Source organism: Pedobacter vanadiisoli (assembly GCF_042684385.1).
Lineage (GTDB): Bacteria > Bacteroidota > Bacteroidia > Sphingobacteriales > Sphingobacteriaceae > Pedobacter > Pedobacter vanadiisoli.
Window position 1 is genome coordinate 37,183 of record NZ_JBHULL010000002.1, and the last position, 22,023, is coordinate 59,205.

At 39.9% G+C, this 22,023-nt stretch carries 15 protein-coding genes; 10 read left to right on the forward strand and 5 right to left on the reverse strand.

The window, feature by feature from the left end:
• Nucleotides 1–609 precede the first annotated feature (609 nt).
• The 4 genes from ACFSR6_RS00580 to ACFSR6_RS00595 are packed head-to-tail and all read left to right on the forward strand — an operon-like array spanning nucleotide 610 to nucleotide 6,219.
• Nucleotides 610–3,528: a hypothetical protein gene (locus tag ACFSR6_RS00580; RefSeq protein ID WP_379073716.1), complete on the forward strand. Its 2,919-nt coding sequence runs from the start codon at nucleotides 610–612 to the stop codon at nucleotides 3,526–3,528.
• Nucleotides 3,529–3,549: 21 nt separating this feature from the next.
• Nucleotides 3,550–4,242, forward strand: a complete 693-nt coding sequence (locus ACFSR6_RS00585; RefSeq protein ID WP_379073717.1) for a hypothetical protein — start codon at nucleotides 3,550–3,552, stop codon at nucleotides 4,240–4,242.
• 33 nt (nucleotides 4,243–4,275) lie between these two features.
• Nucleotides 4,276–5,220: a T9SS type B sorting domain-containing protein gene (locus ACFSR6_RS00590; protein WP_379073719.1), complete on the forward strand. Its 945-nt coding sequence runs from the start codon at nucleotides 4,276–4,278 to the stop codon at nucleotides 5,218–5,220.
• An 18-nt stretch (nucleotides 5,221–5,238) separates the two neighbouring features.
• Nucleotides 5,239–6,219, forward strand: coding sequence for a PorP/SprF family type IX secretion system membrane protein (locus tag ACFSR6_RS00595; protein WP_379073721.1), 981 nt, complete (start codon nucleotides 5,239–5,241; stop codon nucleotides 6,217–6,219).
• A 16-nt stretch (nucleotides 6,220–6,235) separates the two neighbouring features.
• Here ACFSR6_RS00595 and ACFSR6_RS00600 read toward each other — a convergent pair whose 3' ends face one another.
• Complete coding sequence (locus tag ACFSR6_RS00600) at nucleotides 6,236–8,116, reverse strand: gamma-glutamyltransferase family protein (RefSeq protein ID WP_379073723.1); 1,881 nt, start codon at nucleotides 8,114–8,116, stop codon at nucleotides 6,236–6,238.
• Between the two features lie 272 nt (nucleotides 8,117–8,388).
• Between ACFSR6_RS00600 and ACFSR6_RS00605 the strand changes: the two genes are divergently transcribed.
• Nucleotides 8,389–8,676, forward strand: coding sequence for a hypothetical protein (locus ACFSR6_RS00605; protein WP_379073724.1), 288 nt, complete (start codon nucleotides 8,389–8,391; stop codon nucleotides 8,674–8,676).
• Between the two features lie 26 nt (nucleotides 8,677–8,702).
• On the opposite strand, the gene ACFSR6_RS00610 is transcribed toward ACFSR6_RS00605, so the two are convergent.
• From ACFSR6_RS00610 to ACFSR6_RS00625, 4 genes are all read right to left on the reverse strand, one after another.
• Nucleotides 8,703–9,023 (reverse strand): hypothetical protein, encoded by a 321-nt coding sequence (locus ACFSR6_RS00610; protein WP_379073726.1) that lies wholly within the window; start codon nucleotides 9,021–9,023, stop codon nucleotides 8,703–8,705.
• 267 nt (nucleotides 9,024–9,290) lie between these two features.
• Nucleotides 9,291–10,709, reverse strand: a complete 1,419-nt coding sequence (locus ACFSR6_RS00615) for a glycoside hydrolase family 28 protein (RefSeq protein WP_379073728.1) — start codon at nucleotides 10,707–10,709, stop codon at nucleotides 9,291–9,293.
• 51 nt (nucleotides 10,710–10,760) lie between these two features.
• Complete coding sequence (locus tag ACFSR6_RS00620; RefSeq protein WP_379073730.1) at nucleotides 10,761–12,389, reverse strand: sodium/sugar symporter; 1,629 nt, start codon at nucleotides 12,387–12,389, stop codon at nucleotides 10,761–10,763.
• A gap of 125 nt (nucleotides 12,390–12,514) precedes the next feature.
• On the reverse strand, nucleotides 12,515–13,522 hold the full coding sequence (locus ACFSR6_RS00625; protein ID WP_379073732.1) for a LacI family DNA-binding transcriptional regulator: 1,008 nt from the start codon (nucleotides 13,520–13,522) through the stop codon (nucleotides 12,515–12,517).
• A gap of 478 nt (nucleotides 13,523–14,000) precedes the next feature.
• On the opposite strand from ACFSR6_RS00625, the gene ACFSR6_RS00630 reads away from it, so the two are divergent.
• The 5 genes from ACFSR6_RS00630 to ACFSR6_RS00650 all read left to right on the forward strand — a co-directional run bounded on the left by ACFSR6_RS00630 (nucleotide 14,001) and on the right by ACFSR6_RS00650 (nucleotide 22,022).
• Nucleotides 14,001–14,888, forward strand: a complete 888-nt coding sequence (locus tag ACFSR6_RS00630; protein ID WP_379073733.1) for an inositol oxygenase family protein — start codon at nucleotides 14,001–14,003, stop codon at nucleotides 14,886–14,888.
• Between the two features lie 61 nt (nucleotides 14,889–14,949).
• Entirely contained in the window at nucleotides 14,950–17,991 is a 3,042-nt protein-coding gene (locus tag ACFSR6_RS00635) for a SusC/RagA family TonB-linked outer membrane protein (protein WP_379073735.1), read from the forward strand.
• 11 nt (nucleotides 17,992–18,002) lie between these two features.
• Nucleotides 18,003–19,601, forward strand: a complete 1,599-nt coding sequence (locus ACFSR6_RS00640) for a RagB/SusD family nutrient uptake outer membrane protein (RefSeq protein ID WP_379073737.1) — start codon at nucleotides 18,003–18,005, stop codon at nucleotides 19,599–19,601.
• Between the two features lie 185 nt (nucleotides 19,602–19,786).
• The gene (locus tag ACFSR6_RS00645) at nucleotides 19,787–20,764 is read left to right on the forward strand and encodes a metallophosphoesterase (protein WP_379073738.1); all 978 of its coding nucleotides are present in this window, start codon (nucleotides 19,787–19,789) and stop codon (nucleotides 20,762–20,764) included.
• Nucleotides 20,765–20,789: 25 nt separating this feature from the next.
• A complete protein-coding gene (locus tag ACFSR6_RS00650) occupies nucleotides 20,790–22,022 on the forward strand; it encodes an acyltransferase family protein (protein ID WP_379073739.1) in 1,233 nt (410 codons plus the stop codon).
• The last annotated feature ends 1 nt before the right edge of the window (nucleotide 22,023 follow it).

Consider the following 22,023-nt stretch of genomic DNA (forward strand, 5'->3'; position numbering starts at 1 on the left):
CAGATTTTAAATTAGATTACGGCCCTTAAATAACATAAAATACGTTAACCGGAGCTGGCGAAGCATGAAATTCGTTAAGCCTTATTAACTCGGATTACTCCCGGATACCGAAATACGCCTTCTTTTATATTTAGATGGGCTAAAAAAATAGCAATCTTCTTATTTTAACACAACATTTTTACAAAAAAAACATTTTTTATTACCTAAATGCCTTTGGTTGTATTTTTATCGCCAAAAATCAAACTAACAACCTCACTACAAGACACTTATTAACAAACCATACTCAAACAGTTAAAAACAAGGAAATAGATTTTTTATTAAACACGTAGAAGTAGAATTACACACGATATAATTTATGCAAAACAGCCTTTAAACTACTTTAAACCGAATTAGAAAATTAACATTAAAGATATTTTTTAATTCAATTTTTTAATTACTTTCGGCCCAAAGATCCCTACAAACTGACACATTTGAACTAAAGCATAAATCAGGCCTGATCCTATAAAGGTGGCTGATTTATTGTGCTAAATTTATTAATTGCTCCCTGCTTTTAATAAAGATTAGATCTATGTTCCATGTTAAGCCGTATATGGGTTCAAAAAGTTGTTTATGGTTAAGGCTTTTCTGCTGTATTTACTTAACGGATTATTGGCTTCGATATTGCTTTGTTCAGCAAATATTGCAATTGCACACGATGAAATTAGCGCCACAGCGAAGATTAGCTTTAACAATTTATCTTTTCCTTTTTCCTCAAAAGCCAACAAAAATACCAGCCCCCCCTTTTACGCAAGCCATTATTCTAAACATTATATTGCCCCTGCTCCATGGCAATATTGGAGTAAAGCCAATGAAATTGTTATTGCATCAGATGTTGGAACGGTTACCGGAACAATAAAAAAAAGTGACGGTACATTATTGTTTAATTTTACCTGTGTGCAAGGCACTCCCTACGTACAACGCTTTAGCGGATTACCTAAAGATGTACCTGCCTATCCTCTAAATACGGTAATATCGGGAGCGGGATTAATTATAGAAGCCACCGGATCTATTTCAGTTAATTTAAGAAATATTGCTTCAGATAATTTAGGAACTGACGGTTCGGATGCAAACATTAAGGGTAATGCCTCTCTTTTTAGCTTTGGTGATGCGGCAATCGGAACCTCATTTCGCGTAGGCTACTATCGGAATGGCGATCTTGCTGGTAGCGCCCATACTCCAATCTACAGCATTATGGCCACCGAAAATAACACGATTGTTAAAATAGCTGGTGTAGCCACTGCAACATTAAATGCCGGACAAAGTTATTTGTTCCATGCCCCTATGGGAGCCCTGGTAGAATCATCCGGCCCAGCTGTAATGAATACTTCAGCAGACCTTGATGCGCCTGGAGGTTGTGGAGACAGTGCTTACAATCCAATCCCCCCTATTGCCTCACTGGGGCAAGAGTACGTAGTGGTTAGAGGCGAAGGTAATTCAACCGCTGAGCAAACCACGGTGATTGCAACAGAGGCCAACACCGTAGTTACAGTTACCGATTTTGACCTGAACGGGCCCCAGAAAAAAGTAACTACTTATACGCTGGCTCAAGCCGGAGATTTTAAAACTTTCGAACATGGTTTTGTTTCCGGAACCTATAGCGCGGCAAACCCACCGGGTATAAATACAGGTCGGTATTCCTCATCAAGAATTGTGGCAAGTAAAAATGTAGAAGTATTTTCAGGTACAGCAGGTATTTCTGGCGGAGGTGGTTGCGAGGCTGATGTTGCTACTTTGGTACCCATATCCAGTTGTTCGGGATCCAGAAAAGTAGAAACCAGCAAATTCACAGCTTATAATAATACTGATTTATCCTATTTTGGCTATATCATTACAAAAAGTACAGCAAAAATTTACCTCACAACCCAACAAGGTACAACCAATTATACCAACAGTGATATTGAAGCAATACCAAGCATTGGTACACGTAAAGCACTGGGAACTTCTGGTTTATATTTAATAAGTTTTACAAAAACAGATATTGGCTCACCAAAAACAATCATCCTTAACAGCGCAGACCAGCTTACCGTTTCAATGGTTCAACAAGGTGGTGGGTTCTCCATGTCTAACTTTATTTCACGTTTCCCCGAAAAGGGCGATCAGCCAACGGTATCGCAAACCAATTGTGCGTCGGCAACGCTTACAGTAAACCCAAATGCTTCTTCTTATCAATGGTATCTTAACGGGAATGCGATAAGCGGGGCAAACACCAATACCTATGTGGCCAGTACCTCAGGCAATTACACCGTCAGTTACAGCCTGGATTGCGGCATTAGTGCACCTTCACTGCCTGTAAATATCTCGCTCTGTAATATCGATCGTTCTATTACCAAAACGGTTGACGTTGTTTATCCGGAGTTGAACACCAATGTGGTATTTACCCTTAAAGCCGAAAATTTAGGCGATGGCAATGCGGTTGGGGTATCGGTTACGGATTTGCTCCCTGACGGTTTTACTTATGTTTCGAGTGTAGCGCCATCAGGTACAAGTTATGACCCTGTTTCGGGTATATGGACCATTGGAGATTTGGCCAGTAATGCCAGTATCAGCTTAAAAATTACCGCAAAAGTAGTAAAAACGGGAGTAAATATAAACAATGCCACCATTACCGGTTCGCAACCGGATCAGGTAAGCAATAACGATCAGAGTTCAGCTAAAACCACTACCGGATCGGGTGACAGAGAAATGTGTGTAGGCACAGCCATGAACGACATTGTTTTCGATATTCCATCCGGAACAAATAATGTTACGGTGAGCGGATTACCTACCGGAATTAATGCAGTGTACAATAATGCAACAAAAAAATTAACCATTAGCGGTACACCAACCACACCAGGACCATTAAAAACATATACCGTAACAGGTACTTCGGGCGCTCCACTAACCATAACCGGCAATATAACCGTTAATGGCAATGTAAGCAGTCCGGTATTTAATGGCGGATTAACCAATGCACGGTGTGCCGGTACCGGTACTGATACTTATGTTGCAACCGCAGCAAATGCCACTCAAATTGTATACTCAATGTTACCCCTGTCAGCTGGGGTTATTGATGCAGCCAGTGGTAAAGTAACCTGGAACAATACATTTACCGGTACAGCCACTATAACGGCTACAGCAAAAGGTTGCCAGGAGAAATCAACAGATTTTACAGTAACCGTGAATGCGCTTCCAAATTTAACATTAGGTGCTGATCCGGAAATATGCCAGGGTTTTACCACTTCGTTTCTACCTTATACTAACGCTTTAAACAACCCTACTACATATAGCATTACCTGGGATACACCTGATTTTGCCCCGGTTAACAACCAGCCCCTACCAGCAGGGAACATTCCTTTTAATGTTCCCGAAAATGCTGCATTAGGTTTGCATCCTGGTGTATTGACCATTAAAAATGCAGCGGGTTGCAGTACTCAAATTAATTTCAACATTAAAATAAATCCAAAACCATCAGCACCACATGTGCTGGTACCAACTAATTCACAATATTAATAAACAAAAAAAATCATCCCCATGAACAATTCAATTACAAAAACAATTTTAACCATTACATTTCTGTTAATCTGTACATTTTCAACAGTATGGGCCCAGGTATTACCTACCACAAGCGGCGTTAATTTATTTTGCCAGGGATCTGACCTTACTTTGCCTGCTCCTCCAGCTGGAGCAAACTGGATTGTTAAATACAGTACAACACAAACCACTACACCAGGAACAGGCGTTACTTTGGTTTCGGGAAATAAAATTGCTGCTAGTGATTTAAATACGGGTTATTATTATTTAAGTTCCAAATCAACCACACCAGGCTCCTGCGAATCTGAACTACAGGAAATTCCGGTATATGTACTTAAGCCACTGGTGGTTAATTTTACACCAGCCGATTTCTGTCTTGAAAGTCCATTGGCCCAAGTTGGTACTGTTACTAATCCTGAAGATCCAACGATTACTACATTGGCCTATCAGTGGTACACAGTAACTGGAGGCGTAGAAACGGCTATAACAGGTGCTACAGCAAAGGATTATACGCCATCAGCTCCGGCAACCGTTGGAACAAAAACTCATCGGTTAAAAGTGGGTTATGTAATTAATGGCAATAAATATTGCGCACAATGGGCAGATCATGATGTTACGGTAACAGCTAAACCTGCTAAACCGGTAATTACTCCTGGAACCATTACTGGTACAGCTTCAGCGGTTACTTTCTAGGCTGATTTCGTTTTCCAGATGACTGTTTTATAGATGAAGCTAAGGATATCTTCCTTTCTGTCATTGGCTTTGCTTTTGTTTTTAATACAAACAGCAATGTGCCATATTGCTTCCGATGGGCGGCAAACCGTTACGATCAGGCAAGGATCGTCGGCGGTTTTGCGTGCAAATTCGGCTGGGGCAGCTTCATATATATGGTATAAGGATGGTATTTTGATACCGACACAAAATAAATCGGTACTTATTACTGCAACAGCTGGCATCTATAAAGTAGCCAGTATTAATAAATTCGGTTGTACATCTGAGATTTCGGATGAGATAGAGGTTATTGTATTGCCACAGCTTAGCGCAGATGTTGCCATAACAAAGCGGTCAGAATCAAAAATTGTAGTGAGCGATCAGGTTTTTGATTATTATCTAAACGTCAGAAATAATGGTAATGATGATGCCACCCAATTGACAATCAAAGATGCACTTCCTGATAACCTCTCTTTAGAAAACCTGAATCAACCCACAGATGGGATAGCCAGTTACGATCAACTAAACCGAACAATTAACTGGAGCATTCCTTTACTGGCCAATGGTAAGTTTGCCGAGCTGGTAATTAAGGTAAGATCTAAACAATCGGGCATAGTGAGTAATACAGCTACTGTAAGTGCCGCAGAGTTTGATCCTAACCTGGCGAATAATACATCAACCGATAAAAAAGAGATTTCAGGGTTAAGAATACCAAATGTTTTTACGCCTAATGGGGATGGCAAAAACGAAACATTTTATATTGAACACCTGGAATCCTTTGAATCGAACGAAGTTACTATTATAAACCGCTGGGGTAGCACGGTTTATCAATCTAATCACTACAAGAACGACTGGACGGCTCCAGGACTCACAGACGGCACCTATTTTTATGTGGTTAGGGTTCGAAATGGAACAGCAAACTGGCAAGATTACAAAGGTTATGTAACGGTAATCCGGTAAATAAAACAAAATACAGACATGAACATTTTAAAAAGACTTTTTTTTGTTTTGATCATTGCAGTATTATCTGTTAAGGCTTTTGCGCAGCAAGATGCCCAGTTTGGGCAATATGTTTTTAATGGCATGTACATTAATCCTGCTTATACAGGTTATAAGGAAGAACTTTACCTGCAGGCTTTTGCCAGGGCACAATGGACTGGTGTTCGGGGAGCACCACAAACCCTTTCTATATCTGCAGATGAAGCTGTAAATGACGAAAGTCTTGGCCTGGGACTGATCGTAACCAAAGATAAAATAGGTGCACAGAATACCTTAAATGCCTCGGCAAACTTTGCTTACAGGATAAAACTCGATCGTACTGAAACCAATATCCTCGCTTTCGGTATGGGCGTTGGGATAATACAAGCCTCTTTAAACGGTAATATGTTAGATCCCATCGAACAGGGAGATAACCGCATTCCTACCGGATCAACAAGTCAGACCTTGCCCGATATACGGGCTGGTATTCATTATTCTAATGAGAAGTTTTTTATTGGTTTTTCTGCAAATAATCTCTTTTCCAAAACATTATCAGTATTTGACGATTATAATTCATTAAACCTTAAAATTCAGCCTCATTTTTACCTGAGTGCAGGAGTTGCCTTGCCTGTAAATGATGATTTTGTTTTTAAACCAACCTTTTTAATCAAAGATGATTTACATGGACCAACTTCATTAGATTTAAATGCCTTTTTGCTCGTAAAAGAACGTTTTTGGCTTGGTGCAGTTTATCGGACTTCGGTAAAAATTTATCCAAAAGATAACCTGCAAAGTAGCTTAACCAGTAGAGCCGCATTGGGTTTCATCAGCGAATTATTTATAAGATCAAATCTACGCATTGGTTATGGCTACGATTACAGCCTCAATAAACTGAGCAATTACGATTATGGTTCACACGAGATTTCAGTAGGCTATTACCTCCAAACCAAAAAAAGCCGGAGACCTAAGTGCTATTTTTAGGTATTAAATAAATGCCTTACCAGGCAATACCATAATCTTCGCCATGGTTGCTCGAGCCACCTTGCAGGCTATTGTGCTTCCAATCAAAGTAAATAGCATTGATTGGCCCACTAGTCCTTTCTGAAAAACTGAGTACATAACCCATTTTTTTCAGTTCGTTGCGCACCTCTTCTTTCGTATTCGCATTTAATAAAATCTGGCCTGGCTTTGGTTCCCTGTCGCTTGTTTTAGTGCCACCAAGAGAAAGCCAGAGCTGATTCGTGTTAAAGTTGGCAGCTTCGGTTGCCTTTTGAACATTCATATCAAACTCAGCCATATTTAAAAAAAACTGCAATAAGTTCTGGTCCTGGGTGTCTCCACCCTGAACTGCAGCAGATATAAAAGGTTTACCCTCTTTAAGGAACAATGAGGGCGACAAAGTTACCCTTGGTCTCTTGCCGGGTGCAACAACATTAAAGGGATTTAGGGCCGAATCTAGCACAAAACTTTGCATACGCTGACTCATTCCAATACCGGTGTTACCGGCAATGCAAGCCGGGAGCCAACCTCCGCTTGGGGTAACTGAAACTACCCATCCTGCTTTGTCTGCAGCTTCGATAGATGTTGTTCCACGCCATAAACGGTCTTCATAAATTTCTTTTGGTGTATTGTTACCAAGATCGTGTTTCGGGGCAAAATTACGGCTGGCGGTATCGGGGGTGAAACCCCTGCTTTTTAACAGATTTAAATAAGGGTTTTTCTTTCCCTCATAAGGATAAGGATCGCCAGGGCCGATGTTAGCATTATTTTTATCAAACCGGATAAGCGATGCCCTTTGTTTGGCATAATCTTTACTTAACAGGCCCTTTATCGGCTCAGCCGGATTTTGGTTCGGATCTCCATAATAGAAATCACGATCGGCAAAAGACAGGTTCATGGCCTGATAAACGGTATGAATATATTTTGAGCTGTTATAGCCCATTGCTTTCAGGTCAAAATTCTCCAGTATATTCAACGCCTGCAGTAAAACTGGGCCTTGGGTCCACTGTTTTAATTTGTATACTTTAATGCCTTTATAATCGGTACTTAATGCTTCTTCTTCAACTGGTTTCCATTTAGCAAGGTCATCCATGGTAATTAAACCACCTTGTTCTTTGCTTCCGCGGACAAATTCTTGTCCGATATCACCTTTATAGAAACGATCGTAAGCAGCCATTAATGCCACTTCCCTGGTGCGGCCTTTCTTTAATGCCGCTTGCTCGGCTTCAACCATTTTGCTTAGGGTAGTTAACAGATCTTTTTGAATAAAAACCTCCCCTGCTTCCGGCGCTTCACGTTTTTCGCCCAAATGAGGCAACAACACTTTTTTACTGTATGGCCAGGTTTTAATCAATTCTTTATCGCGTTCCATACTGTTTGCTGCCTGCGCTTCAATGGCATAACCCGCAGCCATGTGCATGGCAGGCGCAAGAACCTGTTTCAGGCTCATGCTGCCGTATTTACTCAGCATATAAATCAGTCCGCCAGGTGTACCGGGTGTGGTAGCAGCCAAAGGCCCATATTCTGGCGGAAAATTATAACCTTTAGCTTTAAAAAAGGCTACAGTAGCTCCGGTTGGGGCAATGCCCATTGCATTAATGGCAATCACCTTTTTCGTATTCGGATTATAGATGAGCGCTTGCGTTTCTCCCCCCCAGCTCAGGGTATCCCACATGGTACAAGTGGCAGCCAACATGGCACATGCCGCATCAACCGCATTTCCACCTTGCTGAAAGATCATTGCCCCTGCTGTTGCTGCCATCGGTTTTCCTGTGATGGCCATCCAACTGTTTCCGTAAAGCATTGGCTTTTGCGTTTGTTGTGCAAATAAGGGATTAAGAGCGAGTGATAATAATAAAAACAGGCATAAATTTTTCATCGTTACAATATAGCGAAAATATGTGTTATAGCAATTACGTGTGAAGGCTACCAATAAGCAAAGTCAGCTATTTTAAACTTAAAATTTAACCAAATAAGGCAGTGATGCATGTATCTGTACCTCTTGATCAATGTATATTTACCGGTGTAACCACGTTATTATCTTTCTTTCCATTTTGGTTTGCAATACTAGGCTTAATCGTTAAATTTGCCGCCCAACAGGTGCTTGCTTATTAAAACACCATCCTGTTCTATAAAGACAAACAAGAATAAATGGAAGAAAATGATTTTGTTTCTATCTGGCTGGAAGAAACCGGAAATCCGGCAATTGAGAAACTAGGCCAGCTAAACCTCGAAGTTGCTGAAAAAGCGACTATCTTGCTTGCAGAAAAGGCCGCAACAGAAGACGATCTTGCTTCAATACTGGATATTAATCCTGATGAAATTAAACGGTGGTTAACAGGCAGACATGTTTTCAGTATCAAAACCGTTAACGAAATCAATTTTGCACTGACAGAAATTTCGATCAAAAACACCAAACAACAAACTGAATTTCAATAAATTAGGCTTTTAACTACAACCAGAAACTAATTTAAGCCAATGTGATCTTCTTTGAGCTTAATATAAGACGATACAATGCTCAACATTATTTCATGATGGCGGTTTGTGCTTCCGCTATCGGCACTTACTGAAACAATGTTTGCATTTTCAGCCTCGGCCTGGGTATAAACAATACTAAAAGCCGTGCTTAATAACCATTCGGGCAGATTTTCTGCACTGAGCATTATCTTACAGTTGACCAAACAGGTACCTTTTTCATTTCCTTCTATGCTCATTGTATAAACTAACGGCAACTCTATAGTGCCAAAATCGGGCAGATCAACCAATACGTTTATCCTTTTTAACATATATTTCTAATCCCACAACGGCTATTATTCGTTATGGTATAGCGAAGTTGTTAAAAAAATCAGGCCTTTAATTAAATTTAGATGCATTTATTTGCGTAAACGTTTAAGTAAAAACAGAATACGATAAGGCATATCGGACCCTGCGGAGATTACAACTTAAAGTGGTAAATTTCCCCGTTATATTACTACAAACACCCTTCTGACTATGCTACATATACTGACTTTTATGTAATAAATTAAGTGCCAGGTTAATAGCATGGGTATTTTTTATTTACCCGCCGTAGTTTCGCTAAAGTTAACCGTTCTAAGTTTTCCAACGTTCTTTTGTTCCAGGGCTTTTCCTGCATAGTCTGGCTTATTTGTACCCCATACTACATTGCTGTTAAGTAAGCTGATGTATCCGGTATTTTCAAAATAAAATCCCGCTATGGCACTTTTAACAAGCCCTTCAACATTGCTTGGCCTACGGTCGTATACCCCTCCTGCTTCTTTTGTTGTTTTATTGAGGTATACAGTAACCTGGTCAAAGTAGATATCAGAAATTTTATCTGGACTTTCACCACTAATGTACACACCGCTTTCTCCCGTACACCGGATATTGCTGAAATAAATATTTTTAACTGCCCCAACCTTGCCTTTGGTTTGTCCCTTCGGCAAACGCCAGCCGGCATCTTTATTGTTACTCGTGGCTCTTGGGTAGGCCGTAATATAAATCGGTTCTGCCTTACCCCACCATACATCCGAAAAGAGCTTCGATTCGATAAACAGGTTAGAGAAAATTACATTATCCACAGTACCCTCATCACGGTTCTGAATACCGATGCCGCGGTTGCTCTTCCTGATATTACAATTATTAATCAGCACATTACTAATCCGGTCCATATTTTCAGAGCCAATTTTGATCGCACATGAGCTGGAGGTCATGGTACAATTACTGATCACAATATTTTCACAGGCTCCATATTCTTCATACTCACGCCTGTTCTTTAAGCAGATACAGTCATCGCCCGATTCGATAAAACAATTGGTAATCCGAACGTTTTTACTGTGATCCAGATCAATGCCATCACTGTTACGGATCTTTATACTGTTCAATAACGTTATATTCGATATCGATACATCATTACAGCCCACTAAGTGGACGGTCCAATAAGCTGAGTTCTGAAAAGTTACCCCATCTATATTCAATTTATTACAACCGATCAAAGTAAGCAGGTGGGGCCGCGGATCTACAATATTAAAGGGTTTTAATACATAAGAGTCGCTAAGCTCCTCCCCCATAAACGAAATCCCATTTCCATCAATTACACCACTTCCGCTAATACTTACCTGCTCTAATTTTTCGCCACCTATCCAAATGGTTCCCTCTCCCTTATTTTCTCTAAAAGCACTTTGTGTATACAATTTTTCGTCGGGGCTTGCCAGTAGCTTAGCACCGCCTTCCACTCTTAAATCAATGAACGATTTCAAATTAAACGGACCAGTTAAAAATACATAACCAGCCGGTATAATTACTTGTCCACCTCCAGCTGCAGAACAGGCATCTATTGTTTTCTGAATAGCACCTGCATCGTCGGTTTTGCCGTCGCCAACAGCACCATAGCTTTTAATATTATATATTTTATTTTGGGCCTGTGCACCAAAAGAAATCAGCCAGATTAAAAACAGTAAAACTTTAAACTTCATTTTTTAATTCGTTATAAATAAATACATTAAATATTTTTAAGCGAGCTATGTCTACCAAAAAACGGTATAAAGTGCTGCAAGAATACCACAAATAATAACTGAGGCAATGGTAAATGCGGGAGTAACTTTAAACATGCTACGGTCAATCTCAAGTCCCTGCGGATTATCTTTACTTTTTGGATCGGTTAACGTAACCATAATCATTACCACCAGAATAATCATAAATACCCACGACATCCGGTTTAAGAAGGGAATTGCTGTAATGGCACCATTGGTCAAAGTAGGCAGAAACTTAAATAAAGTAGACAGTGGTATGGTTAACAACGCTGCCGTTAGTGCTGCACGTGAGGTCGTTTTCTTCCAAAAAAAGCCGAGTAAAAATATGGCAAAAACACCTGGGGAAATAAACCCAACATATTCCTGAATAAACTGGTAAACCTGGTCGAAACTGCGCAACGCCGGGGCAATAACAATAGCGATCAAAGATCCGACAACCACAGACCATCGGCCAACTGAGACCAGACGGGTTTCTGAAGCTTCGGGTTTGATAAATTTTTTGTAAATATCCAGCGTAAAAATGGTGGCAATGCTATTACATTTCCCGGCTAGGGAGGCTACAATGGCGGCAGTGAGCGCCGCAAAAGCCAGTCCCTTTATCCCTGCAGGCAATAAGTTCATGAGTACCGGGTAAGCATGGTCCGGTTTAACTGTTCCGGCTGCATCGAGCATTTCGGACTGGAAATAACCACGTTGATAAAGCACATAAGCCGCAATGCCCGGGATAACCACTATTACCGGAATAAGTAACTTCAAAAATGCGGCAAATATTAATCCGCTACGTCCGGTTTTTATATCGGCTCCCAATGCCCTTTGAACAATATATTGGTTACATCCCCAATAATTTAAGTTATTAATCCACAAACCACCTACCAGTACCGCAATACCAGGCAGTTCATTGTAAAACTTATCTCCTTTCGAAAATATCATGTGAAAGTGATCAGATGCTTCACTACGCAATAAAGGTAACGAGGCTAAAACACTGGGTGCATCTAATTTTTCAGATACCAGCTTAAGTGCCATATAGCAGGTAATCAGTCCGCCTGCCACTAAAACAAAAACCTGTATCACATCAGTATAACCAATTACCTTCATTCCGCCAAGGGTAATGATGGCAGAAAAAATGGCCAGAAAAATAATACATATATTAAACGGAATACCTGTAATCGTTTCAATGGCAATGGCACCAAGGAAGAAAATAGAAGTTAAGTTTACAAACACATAAACCAGTAACCAAAAAACAGCCATTAATGTACTTACCATATTATTATAACGGTTAGACAGGAACTGTGGCATGGTATAAATTTTGTTTTTGATATATATTGGCAAAAAGAATACGGCTACAATAATCAGCGTGGCAGCAGCCATCCATTCGTAACTGGCTATGGCAAGGCCCATGGCAAAGCCCGAACCTGACATACCGATAAAGTGTTCGGCAGAAATATTAGAAGCAATGATTGATGCACCGATTGCCCACCAGGTGAGTGAGCCTTCAGCCAAAAAATAATCTTTGGTATCGGTACGTTTTTTTTTCTTGCTTTGGTAAACCCAATAGCCATATGCCGAAACAGCAATGAAATACATCAAAAAAACAACATAATCGAATGCAGACAAATGGTTCATAAGGTTTTTTTACATTTGGTTTTTTCTAAAAATCAGAAAAAATCCCAATGTTGATGGTTTAATTCGATTATTTAATTACGTAAACGTTTTCGCCTATCGGGCAACAATAACATAGATTTATCCTCTTAAAAGCCTGTAGATTCGCGCTTGGTGAGTACTGATTTCAATATCATGTTCTGCTCATCATCCAGTTGTTTGTTGTTTAGTATTTTGAAGAGGCATTTTGCCGCCTCACGTCCAATTTCGAAAGCAGGTTGTGAAATTGTAGTAAGTGAAGGGTTTAAAAGCTCTGCCGTACTCAGGTTAGAAAAACTGAGCACTTTAACATCATTTGGAATCTGTAAACTCAATTCCCTGCAGGCGCGGTAAGCAGGAATAATAAATTCTTCAATAGAAGAAAAAAGCGCATCTGGTTTATACTTCTCGAGCAATTCCTTTATTTGCTGCAGGTTAAATTCTTCACCGTCATGATATTTAACAACAAGTTGCTCCATAAATGCAATTCCATGTGTCTTCAATGCATCCAGATAACCTGCAAACCTTGCCTTACCTGCCGGAAGATTTTCGAGTCCGAATAAATAGGCAATTTTAGTACAGCCACACTCAATTAAATGTTCAGTGGCCTGAAAAGCAATTTCATAATCATCAGTAGTTACCCTAACCGCATCCAGGTTTTCATATACACGATCGAAAAACACCAACGGGATTTTCTTAACCAGCTTAGTATAATATTCACTGTTATATTCGCTGCTCGATACTGAAGTAAGAATACCATCTACCCTGCCATTTAATAAGCTGTTGGTGAAAGCTATTTCTGCTTCTATGTTCTCATGGGTCTGATAAATGAGTACATGGTAACCATACTGACGTGCAATTTCTTCAATTCCCTTTATGGATAATGAAAAGAAATTATTAGCTACACAGGGTATCACTACAGCAACGGTCTTGGTTTTGTTGCTCCGGAGGTTACTCGCCGCAGGATTTGGGGTATAATTCAGTTCTTTGGCCAAATTCCATACTCTGTTTTTGGTTTTTAAACTGATTTCATAGCTGTCGTTGAGAGCCTTAGAAACGGTAGCTATAGAAATATTCAATTCTTGAGCTAACCGTTTAATATTAACTGCTTCCGCCATGTTTTTAAATTTGTTTGTTAGTTTATTGAGGTTTACCTGGCTTGAATTCACCGGCCAGATCTTCCTTTTCTCACCAGTACCCCAATCAAGAACAGCAGTTCACTGGCTATACTAATATAACCAAGCGAAATTGATATTCAAAAACGAGTTCACTGATTAGGCCACCAGGTACCTTTTTCGATGATGAAGAGGTACCGGGCAACAAACGAAAATAGAAAATAAACGTTGATGTTACTATTATTTTTTTCTTTTGCTGATTCTCTTGCAGGCGCCCAGGCAGAAAGTCTTCCATCAAACCAAAAAACCTGCCTCAACTGCTTAAAATTAAACATTTCACTCCATATTTCACTGTTCGAAACGAGATTTACGTAATCGTTTAAGTAAATAAAATTGGCAAAAAATAAAATTTTAAGCGTTCAAAAACTCAACTTTAAACTAATAACCAACAGAAATTTTAAACAAATCAATTTCCAGCCTTATGAGAAACCAAAGCACATCTACAAAAGATAACCAAAATCCGTTGCAAAATCTCGATCAATGGGAAGAGGATATTCTGATCCGATACCCTGATCCGAAAAACATTAATGCTGACAAAAAAGAAGAGCAGTTCAGAAATTATGATGAAACGGAAAAAGATAGTGTAAAAGAATTTTATAGGCTTAACCATACTCACCAGACGTATGATTTTGTAAAACAAAAAAAAGCTGAGTATTTAAAGTTCGACAAAAAGGAAATGCCAATTTGGAGTGCTTTTGATTTTTTAAATAAGTTGGTGGATGATTCTGATCCTGATACCGATCTCGACCAAATGCAACACCTGCTGCAAACATCAGAAGCCATCAGAAATGATGGTCACCCCGATTGGATGGTCTTGGTGGGCTTAATCCATGATATGGGCAAGGTACTCTGTTTGTTTGGTGAGCCGCAATGGGCTGTAGTTGGCGATACTTTTCCTGTTGGCTGTGCCTATTCAGATAAAATTGTTTACCCAGAATTTTTCAGCAACAATCCCGATTATAAAAATGAACTTTATCAAACAAAGTTGGGCATTTATACCCAAAACTGTGGATTGGATAATGTAGATATGTCTTGGGGCCACGATGAATATGTGTACCACATGATGAAGCCCTACCTGCCGGAACCAGGCTTATATATGCTCCGCTACCACTCTTTTTATTCGCAGCACAGGGAAAATGCCTACGATCACCTGATGAACGACAAAGACCACGAAATGTTTAAATGGGTTAACCTTTTTAACCCTTACGACCTGTATTCTAAAAATCCCAATCAGAAAAGCTGGGCAGAACTCGAACCTTACTACAAAGCACTGGTTGCTAAATATTTACCACCAAACATTAAGTTTTAAATTCTATCTCCAAACATTTATAACCAAATAAACAATTTATGAATCTAATTTTACAAAAATCATGAGATTTAAATGTACACGCTTAAAGTATAGTGGCATATTCATGCTGTTATTACTCCTCGGCCAAGTGTTCAATGTTGCCAATGCGCAAACTGAACGAAAAATTACCGGAAATTTAGTCGATGATGCCAAACTGCCTATCGTAGGTGCTTCAGTTACCGTTAAAGGTACTACTAAAGTTACCTCAACCGGTGCCGGCGGTTCCTTTAGCATTACAGCAAAAACAGGAGATAAAATCCTCTTTAGTTTTTTAGGCTACCAGACAAAAGAACTTACCGTAACCAATGCATCTACCTACCAGGTAATTATTAGCGAGGCCAGTTCATCCCTTACTGATGTAGTGGTTGTAGGTTATGGAAAGAGCAGCAGAAAAACACTTACGAGCTCTATATCAACAGTTAAAGGCGATGATTTGAATAGAGGTGCCATTAGCGATGTAGGCCAGATGCTACAGGGAAAGGTACCGGGATTAAACATTACCAGAAATGGCGATCCAAACCAAAATGCAGCAATCATTATGCGTGGTGCATCTACCCTTCGTGATGGTGCTCAATCGCCTCTATTTGTAATTGATGGTGTGGTTGGAGCCGACATATCGATTCTGGCACCGGATGATATTGCCACCATTGACGTATTAAAAGATGCTGCCGCCGCCGCCATTTATGGTAACAGGGCAGCAAATGGTGTAATTATGGTTACCACCAAAAGAGGTGTAGCAGGTGCAGCACAAATTGCTTACACCGGTTACTTTGGTATAGAAAACGTATCTAACCGGTACGACATGATGGATGCAGATCAATTGAAGGCATTTTTAGCTAAAAACAATTCTGCCCTCACACCAGCCAATGATAAAGGTGCAAATACCAACTGGCAGGATGAGGTTCAGCGTAGTAATGCTTTATCGTACAACCACAACGTATCTTTGAGCGGTGGTACCGAGAAAACCACTTACAATGCCAGCTTAAATTATTTTAAGCAAAATGGTATTATTAAAACCAGCGATTTAAACAGGTTTATTGGCCGCATAGGCATTGAACAAAAGGCTTTAAATGACAAGTTGAAAATTGGATTGAACATCAGCAACTCGGTAACTAATGCTAACCTCGTTCCTTACCGTAATACAGTACTGGCACAGATGCTTACTTACCTGCCAACATCTCCGGTAAAGAATCCGGACGGTTCTTATTTTGATAACTTAATCCAAACCAGTTATTATAACCCGGTTTCTATGCTCGAAAACGGTACAGAGAACCTGAAGAATAAAAACATCTTAGGAAATTTAACGGTTAATTTAAAATTACCGTTCGGCTTCTCTTACGATGTTTCAGCATCTTACCAGAATAGCCAAAACGTTTACGGTGCATTTTATAACAGCATTTATACTTCAAGGTATAACAATGTTCGGAATACGCCTGAGCCACCTGCAACGCCAACCTTTGTAAACCTGGTAGGTAAAGATGGTGTAGCGGTAAGAAATGCCTATCAAAACACCAATAAAATTATAGAAACGTACTTAACCTGGAATAAAAAATTTGGCGACCATGATATTAATGCCGTGGTGGGTTACTCTTATCAGCAATCGCTAAATAACGATGGTTTTCAGGCTACTTCTACAAATTTCCCGATTAACCAGGTTAGTTATAACAATTTAAGTTTAGGAAATCCGTATGCAGTTCCTGATTTCAGGGTTGATTTTAATCCGGGCGTAACTTACCAGGAAATTTTAATGATCTCTGATTTTGCCAGGGTTAATTACAATTATAAAAACAAATACCTGATTCAGGGATCGATCAGAAAAGATGGGTCGAATGTATTTGGAGCCAACGAAAAATGGGGCTATTTCCCATCTGTAGGTGCAGCGTGGAACATTGATCAGGAGAGTTTCTTTAAAAACACAGGTGTTCTTAAAACACTTAAATTAAGAGGTAGTTACGGTATTGCAGGTAACTCGCTTGGTTTTGCCCCGCTTACCACTAAACTTATTTATGGGCAGGTAGGACAATTTTATTATAACGGTTCGCCAAGAGAAGGTGCTTATGGTGCCATCCAAAATGAAAACCCTGATTTGAGATGGGAGAAAACGGCTACGACCAATATTGGTTTGGATTTCGGATTATTTAATGGCAGATTAAGTGGATCAGTAGACGTATATGATAAAAAAACAACTGATTTGATTTTGACATTTGGCGTTGACAATAACTTATTCCCGGCAGGTTCTTATACAGCAAATGTTGGTAGTTTGAGCAACAAAGGTATTGAGGTGGTTTTAAATGGTACACCTATAACTACCAATAACTTTAGCTGGACTACCGGATTTAACTTGGCACATAACCAAAATAAAATCATTACCCTATCGGATGATCCAAGATTTAACATTGAAGACCGATTGACTGTTTCTCCTGATGGCGCCGGACAAAGTGGTTTAACACTGCAGATTCTTAAACCAGGGCAACCAATCGGAACATTTTTCACATTTAAATATGCAGGTAAAGATGCAAATGGTGTTTCACAGTATTATGATGCTAACGGGAACCTTACAAAGACCCCGCTCACCAAAACTGATTATTATATCCTAGGAAATGCACAACCGAAAGCGCTATTAGGCTGGTCAAACAATTTAAGATACAAGAATTTTGATTTAAGCATATTTATGAGAGCGGCATTAGGCGTTAAAATCATGAACGTTACACGCGCTGATTTATTCCGCCCGAGCACTGCCCAATTCACCAATATCCCTGTTGAGGTTGAAAATGAATCAGTATCTGATTTCAACTCTTATAAATATTCGAGCAGATTCTTAGAGAATGGCAGTTACCTGCGTTTAGATAATGCTACACTTGGGTATACTTTCAAAAAAGGCCTTATTCCTGGTGTAAATTCTATTCGGTTGTACACCACAGCGAATAACCTGTTTGTAATTACCGGTTATAAAGGAATAGACCCTGAGATTAATCAGGGTGGTACCGCTCCAGGGGTAGATACCAATAACTTTTATCCTAAAACCAGAACATTTTTATTCGGGTTAAACGTATCATTTAACTAAAACTTAAGAAGATGAAAAATCTTATCAAATACATTGCAGGAACTGCGTTATCGCTAGGCGTATTAACTTCCTGCCATAAACTGGATTTAAAAGTGGAAACACAGCTAACTCCTGAAACATTTCCGCAAACAGACCAACACTATATACAGCTAACCGGTCAGGTATATGTACAGCTTCGTCAAAACTGGAGTACCGACTATTTCTTTATGCAGTCTTTAAGTACCGACGAATCCATTATGCCGGCCCGTGGTGGTAACTGGTACGATGGAGGGGTATTCGAAATGCACCACAAACACTCATGGACTAAAGATAATGGGCATGTTAATAGCGGTTGGGGATGGCTTTCAGCAACCATCAGTAAGGCAAACCAAAGCTTGTTTTTACTGAAAGATGCTCCTGAATCTCCTGGAAAAACGGTAGCAGTAGCCGAAGTTAGGGCTACCAGGGCTTTAGCATTTTTCATGATGATGGATTTATGGGGCAATATTCCGATTGTGACCACTTTTGGTCAAACCACGCCACCTGATACCAAATCGCGCCTTGAAGTTTTCAATTTTATTGAGGCAGAGCTTAAAGAAGTATTGCCAAATTTAAGCAGCGCCGTAGGAACAGCTACATATGGCCGTCCAAATAAATATACCGCCTACGCCATTTTGGCCAAAATGTACCTAAATGCCGAAGTATATACCGGTACTCAACGTTATAATGATGCTGTGGCCATGTGCGATGCCATTATTGGTGCCACGGGTTCTCCATACAGTTTGGAAAGCGATTACCGAAAAATGTTCTTCATTGACAATGGTCCTCAGATCAAAGAATTTATTTTTGCCATCCCTTTCGATCCTGGCTTTAGTAATGGTAACATGATTTATTCGCGTTACTCATTACCGCGCTCTTTACAGAAAAAGTATAGCTTAAAATTTACGCCAAGTGCACCAATGAGTACTTTGCCTGAGTATTATGCTAATTTTAATGATCCTAATGATAAAAGAAATGCACAATGGATAAAAGGATTGCAGACTTATTATGATGGTTCGCCTGTAACCGTAGCTACCACTAAAAAAGGATATGACCAATTTTATGCAGGTTCTGATGGTTCAGCTGCACTCACCTACCAGGTAGATATTACACCGAATGTTACCCTTAGAGATGCATCAAGACCTTTCGATGCAGGAAACGATGAAATAGCCTGGAATATGGGATACAGAAACAATAAGTTTTACTGCGATAGTACCTCTTCAAGCAGAAATCAAAATAACGACGTACCGGTTTTCAGGTATTCTGATATTTTATTAATGAAGGCAGAAGCGATATTAAGAGGCGCAACACCTACACAAGGCCAAACGGCTTTATCATTGGTGAATCAGTTGCGTGCCGTTCGTACCACCTCACCTGCATGGACGTCAGTTACTTTAGAAGATCTATATAAAGAACGTTGCAGGGAAATGGCGTGGGAATGCTGGCACCGCAATGATATGATCCGTTTTGGCAAGTACGAAGGAACATGGGGCTTTAAAACAGATGCACAGACTTTCCACAGGTTAATGCCAATACCGTCATCAGCCATAATTTTAAATCCTAAATTGAAACAAAATCCCGGATACAATTAATATATATTTTTCTTAGAAGAGGTTGTATCATAAACATAGAATTGTCATCCTGAACTTGTCGAAGGATCTGCTCAAACACTACAAGGCGTTTCGACAGGCTCAACGTGACAAACTTCTAGAAAAACAAAAGTTTATGATACCTCCTCTTCTTCGCATTGATGCTTAAATCATTTAAATCTTTCTCTATGATTAAACAGTTACTTTTATCTATCCTGCTGCTTCCTTCCGTTTTACATGCACAAACTTTAATAAAAAATTCACCCCAAACTTTTTCAGCAACAAAAAACCTGATTAAAGAAAGTAATGCTTTAAATTTCATCGCCATGGGCGATTGGGGCCGTAATGGTGCCGATCATCAAAGGCAAGTAGCCAAGCAGATGGGTATTACTGCATCCGATGTTAAGGCTAATTTTATCATTTCTACCGGCGACAACTTTTATCCCAGTGGCGTAATCAGCGCACAAGACCCCTCTTTTAAATACTCTTTCGAAGACATTTATACCGATTTTTCCCTGCAATGGGACTGGTATGTGGTTCTTGGTAACCACGATTACAAATCTAATCCCGATGCACAGGTCGAATATTCCAAAATCAGCAGAAGATGGAAAATGCCTGCACGTTACTATGCAAAAAAATTCCCCATTAATGGCGATCTCAATAACCAGGTGTTAATTGCTTTTATTGACACAAACCCGCTTATACCCGAATTTTACAGCAATGCTGAATATGGTCCAAATGTTAAAGGACAGGATACCACGGCGCAGAAACGCTGGCTGATTAAAACACTGGCAGATACCGACCCTGCTATTAAATGGAAAATTGTGGTAGGCCACCACCCTATTTATACTGGCGGCAGCCGGACTGAGGCTTATGATACCAAAGCAGTACGCAATTCATTAAAATCAACTTTTGAAAAATACGGCGTAGATGTGTATCTTACCGGGCACGAACATAGTATGCAGTACATTAAACCTGCCGGAAAAACACATTATTTTATTTCTGGTTCAGCTTCTGAAAAAACACCTGTAAAACTCATCGCCGATGCCGAAATGGTAGCATCTGAATATGGTTTTATGTTATTCTCTGTTAACAACAACCAATTACGCGTACAAGCCATTAATGATCAGGGTGAGATTATTTATAACACCCTAATTAAAAAATAATCCAAAAATAAGCGCCGTCAGCACCATGGATCAACCAAGCAGCACAGTTACTTCAACAGCCCCACCAGCAGCTAAACCTAAACGGCTGCTTTCGCTCGATGCCTTACGTGGCTTTGATATGTTTTGGATTGTGAGCGGCGAAGGTATTTTTCACGGCTTGGCACATGGCATTAAAGAAGACCATGCATTGGTACAAAACACGTACGATTGGACCATTGCAACCAATCCTAGTCTCTCCTTATTTGAAAGGATATTGGTGGGCATCAGTAACCAATTGCACCATTCGCCATGGAATGGTTTTACCTTTTATGATCTTATTTTCCCGCTTTTTATATTCATTTCGGGGGTATCTATGCCCTTCTCTTATCAGAAGTATTTTACAGATAAAGAGGCCGGCAACGCCCCAACGGGTAAGATTTATTATGCGCTGATTAAAAGAACCCTCATTTTAATTTTACTGGGCACGGTGGTTAACGGCTTGCTGCAATGGAAAGGTTATGAGCATATCCGTTTTGCCAGTGTACTGGGCCGTATTGGCCTGGCAACCTTTTTTGCTGCTTTAATTTACCTCAATACCCCACTTAAAAAACAGGTAATCTGGTTTGTATCTATCCTTATCGGCTATTACCTGCTGATGCGTTTTGTACCCGTTCCGGGTTTTGGCAGTGGCGTTTTCACTCCCGAAGGCAACCTTTCTGCCTATATAGACCGGTTGTTACTTCCCGGCAAACTTCATCGTACAGTTTACGATCCGGAAGGTTTACTGAGCACTATACCGGCCATTTGCTCGGCCATGCTGGGTATATTTACCGGTGCATTTATAAAGAATAAAACAATGTGCCCCGATCCAAATAAGAAAGTATTGTATTTAATGATTTCGGGCATTGCACTAATATTAACTGCACTGGCTGGTAGCTTCCTTTTCCCCATCAACAAAATCATGTGGACCAGCACTTTTGTACTCTTTGCAGGTGGCTGGAGCATTATACTTTTTTCGCTTTTCTATTATTTTATTGATGTGCGCAGTTATCAAAAATGGTGCATGCCCATGGTTTGGATAGGTACCAATTCGATCTTAATTTACATTTTCGCTCACGGCCTGTTTAATTTCGAATCTACTTCCAACTTTCTCTTTGGCGGAATCATTAATACCATCCCTACCGCTTGGCAACAGGCTGGCGTGTGGACTGGTGTACTCCTAATACAATTGTTTGGCTTAAAGTTCCTCTTTGATAAAAAGTGGTTCCTAAAAATTTAAT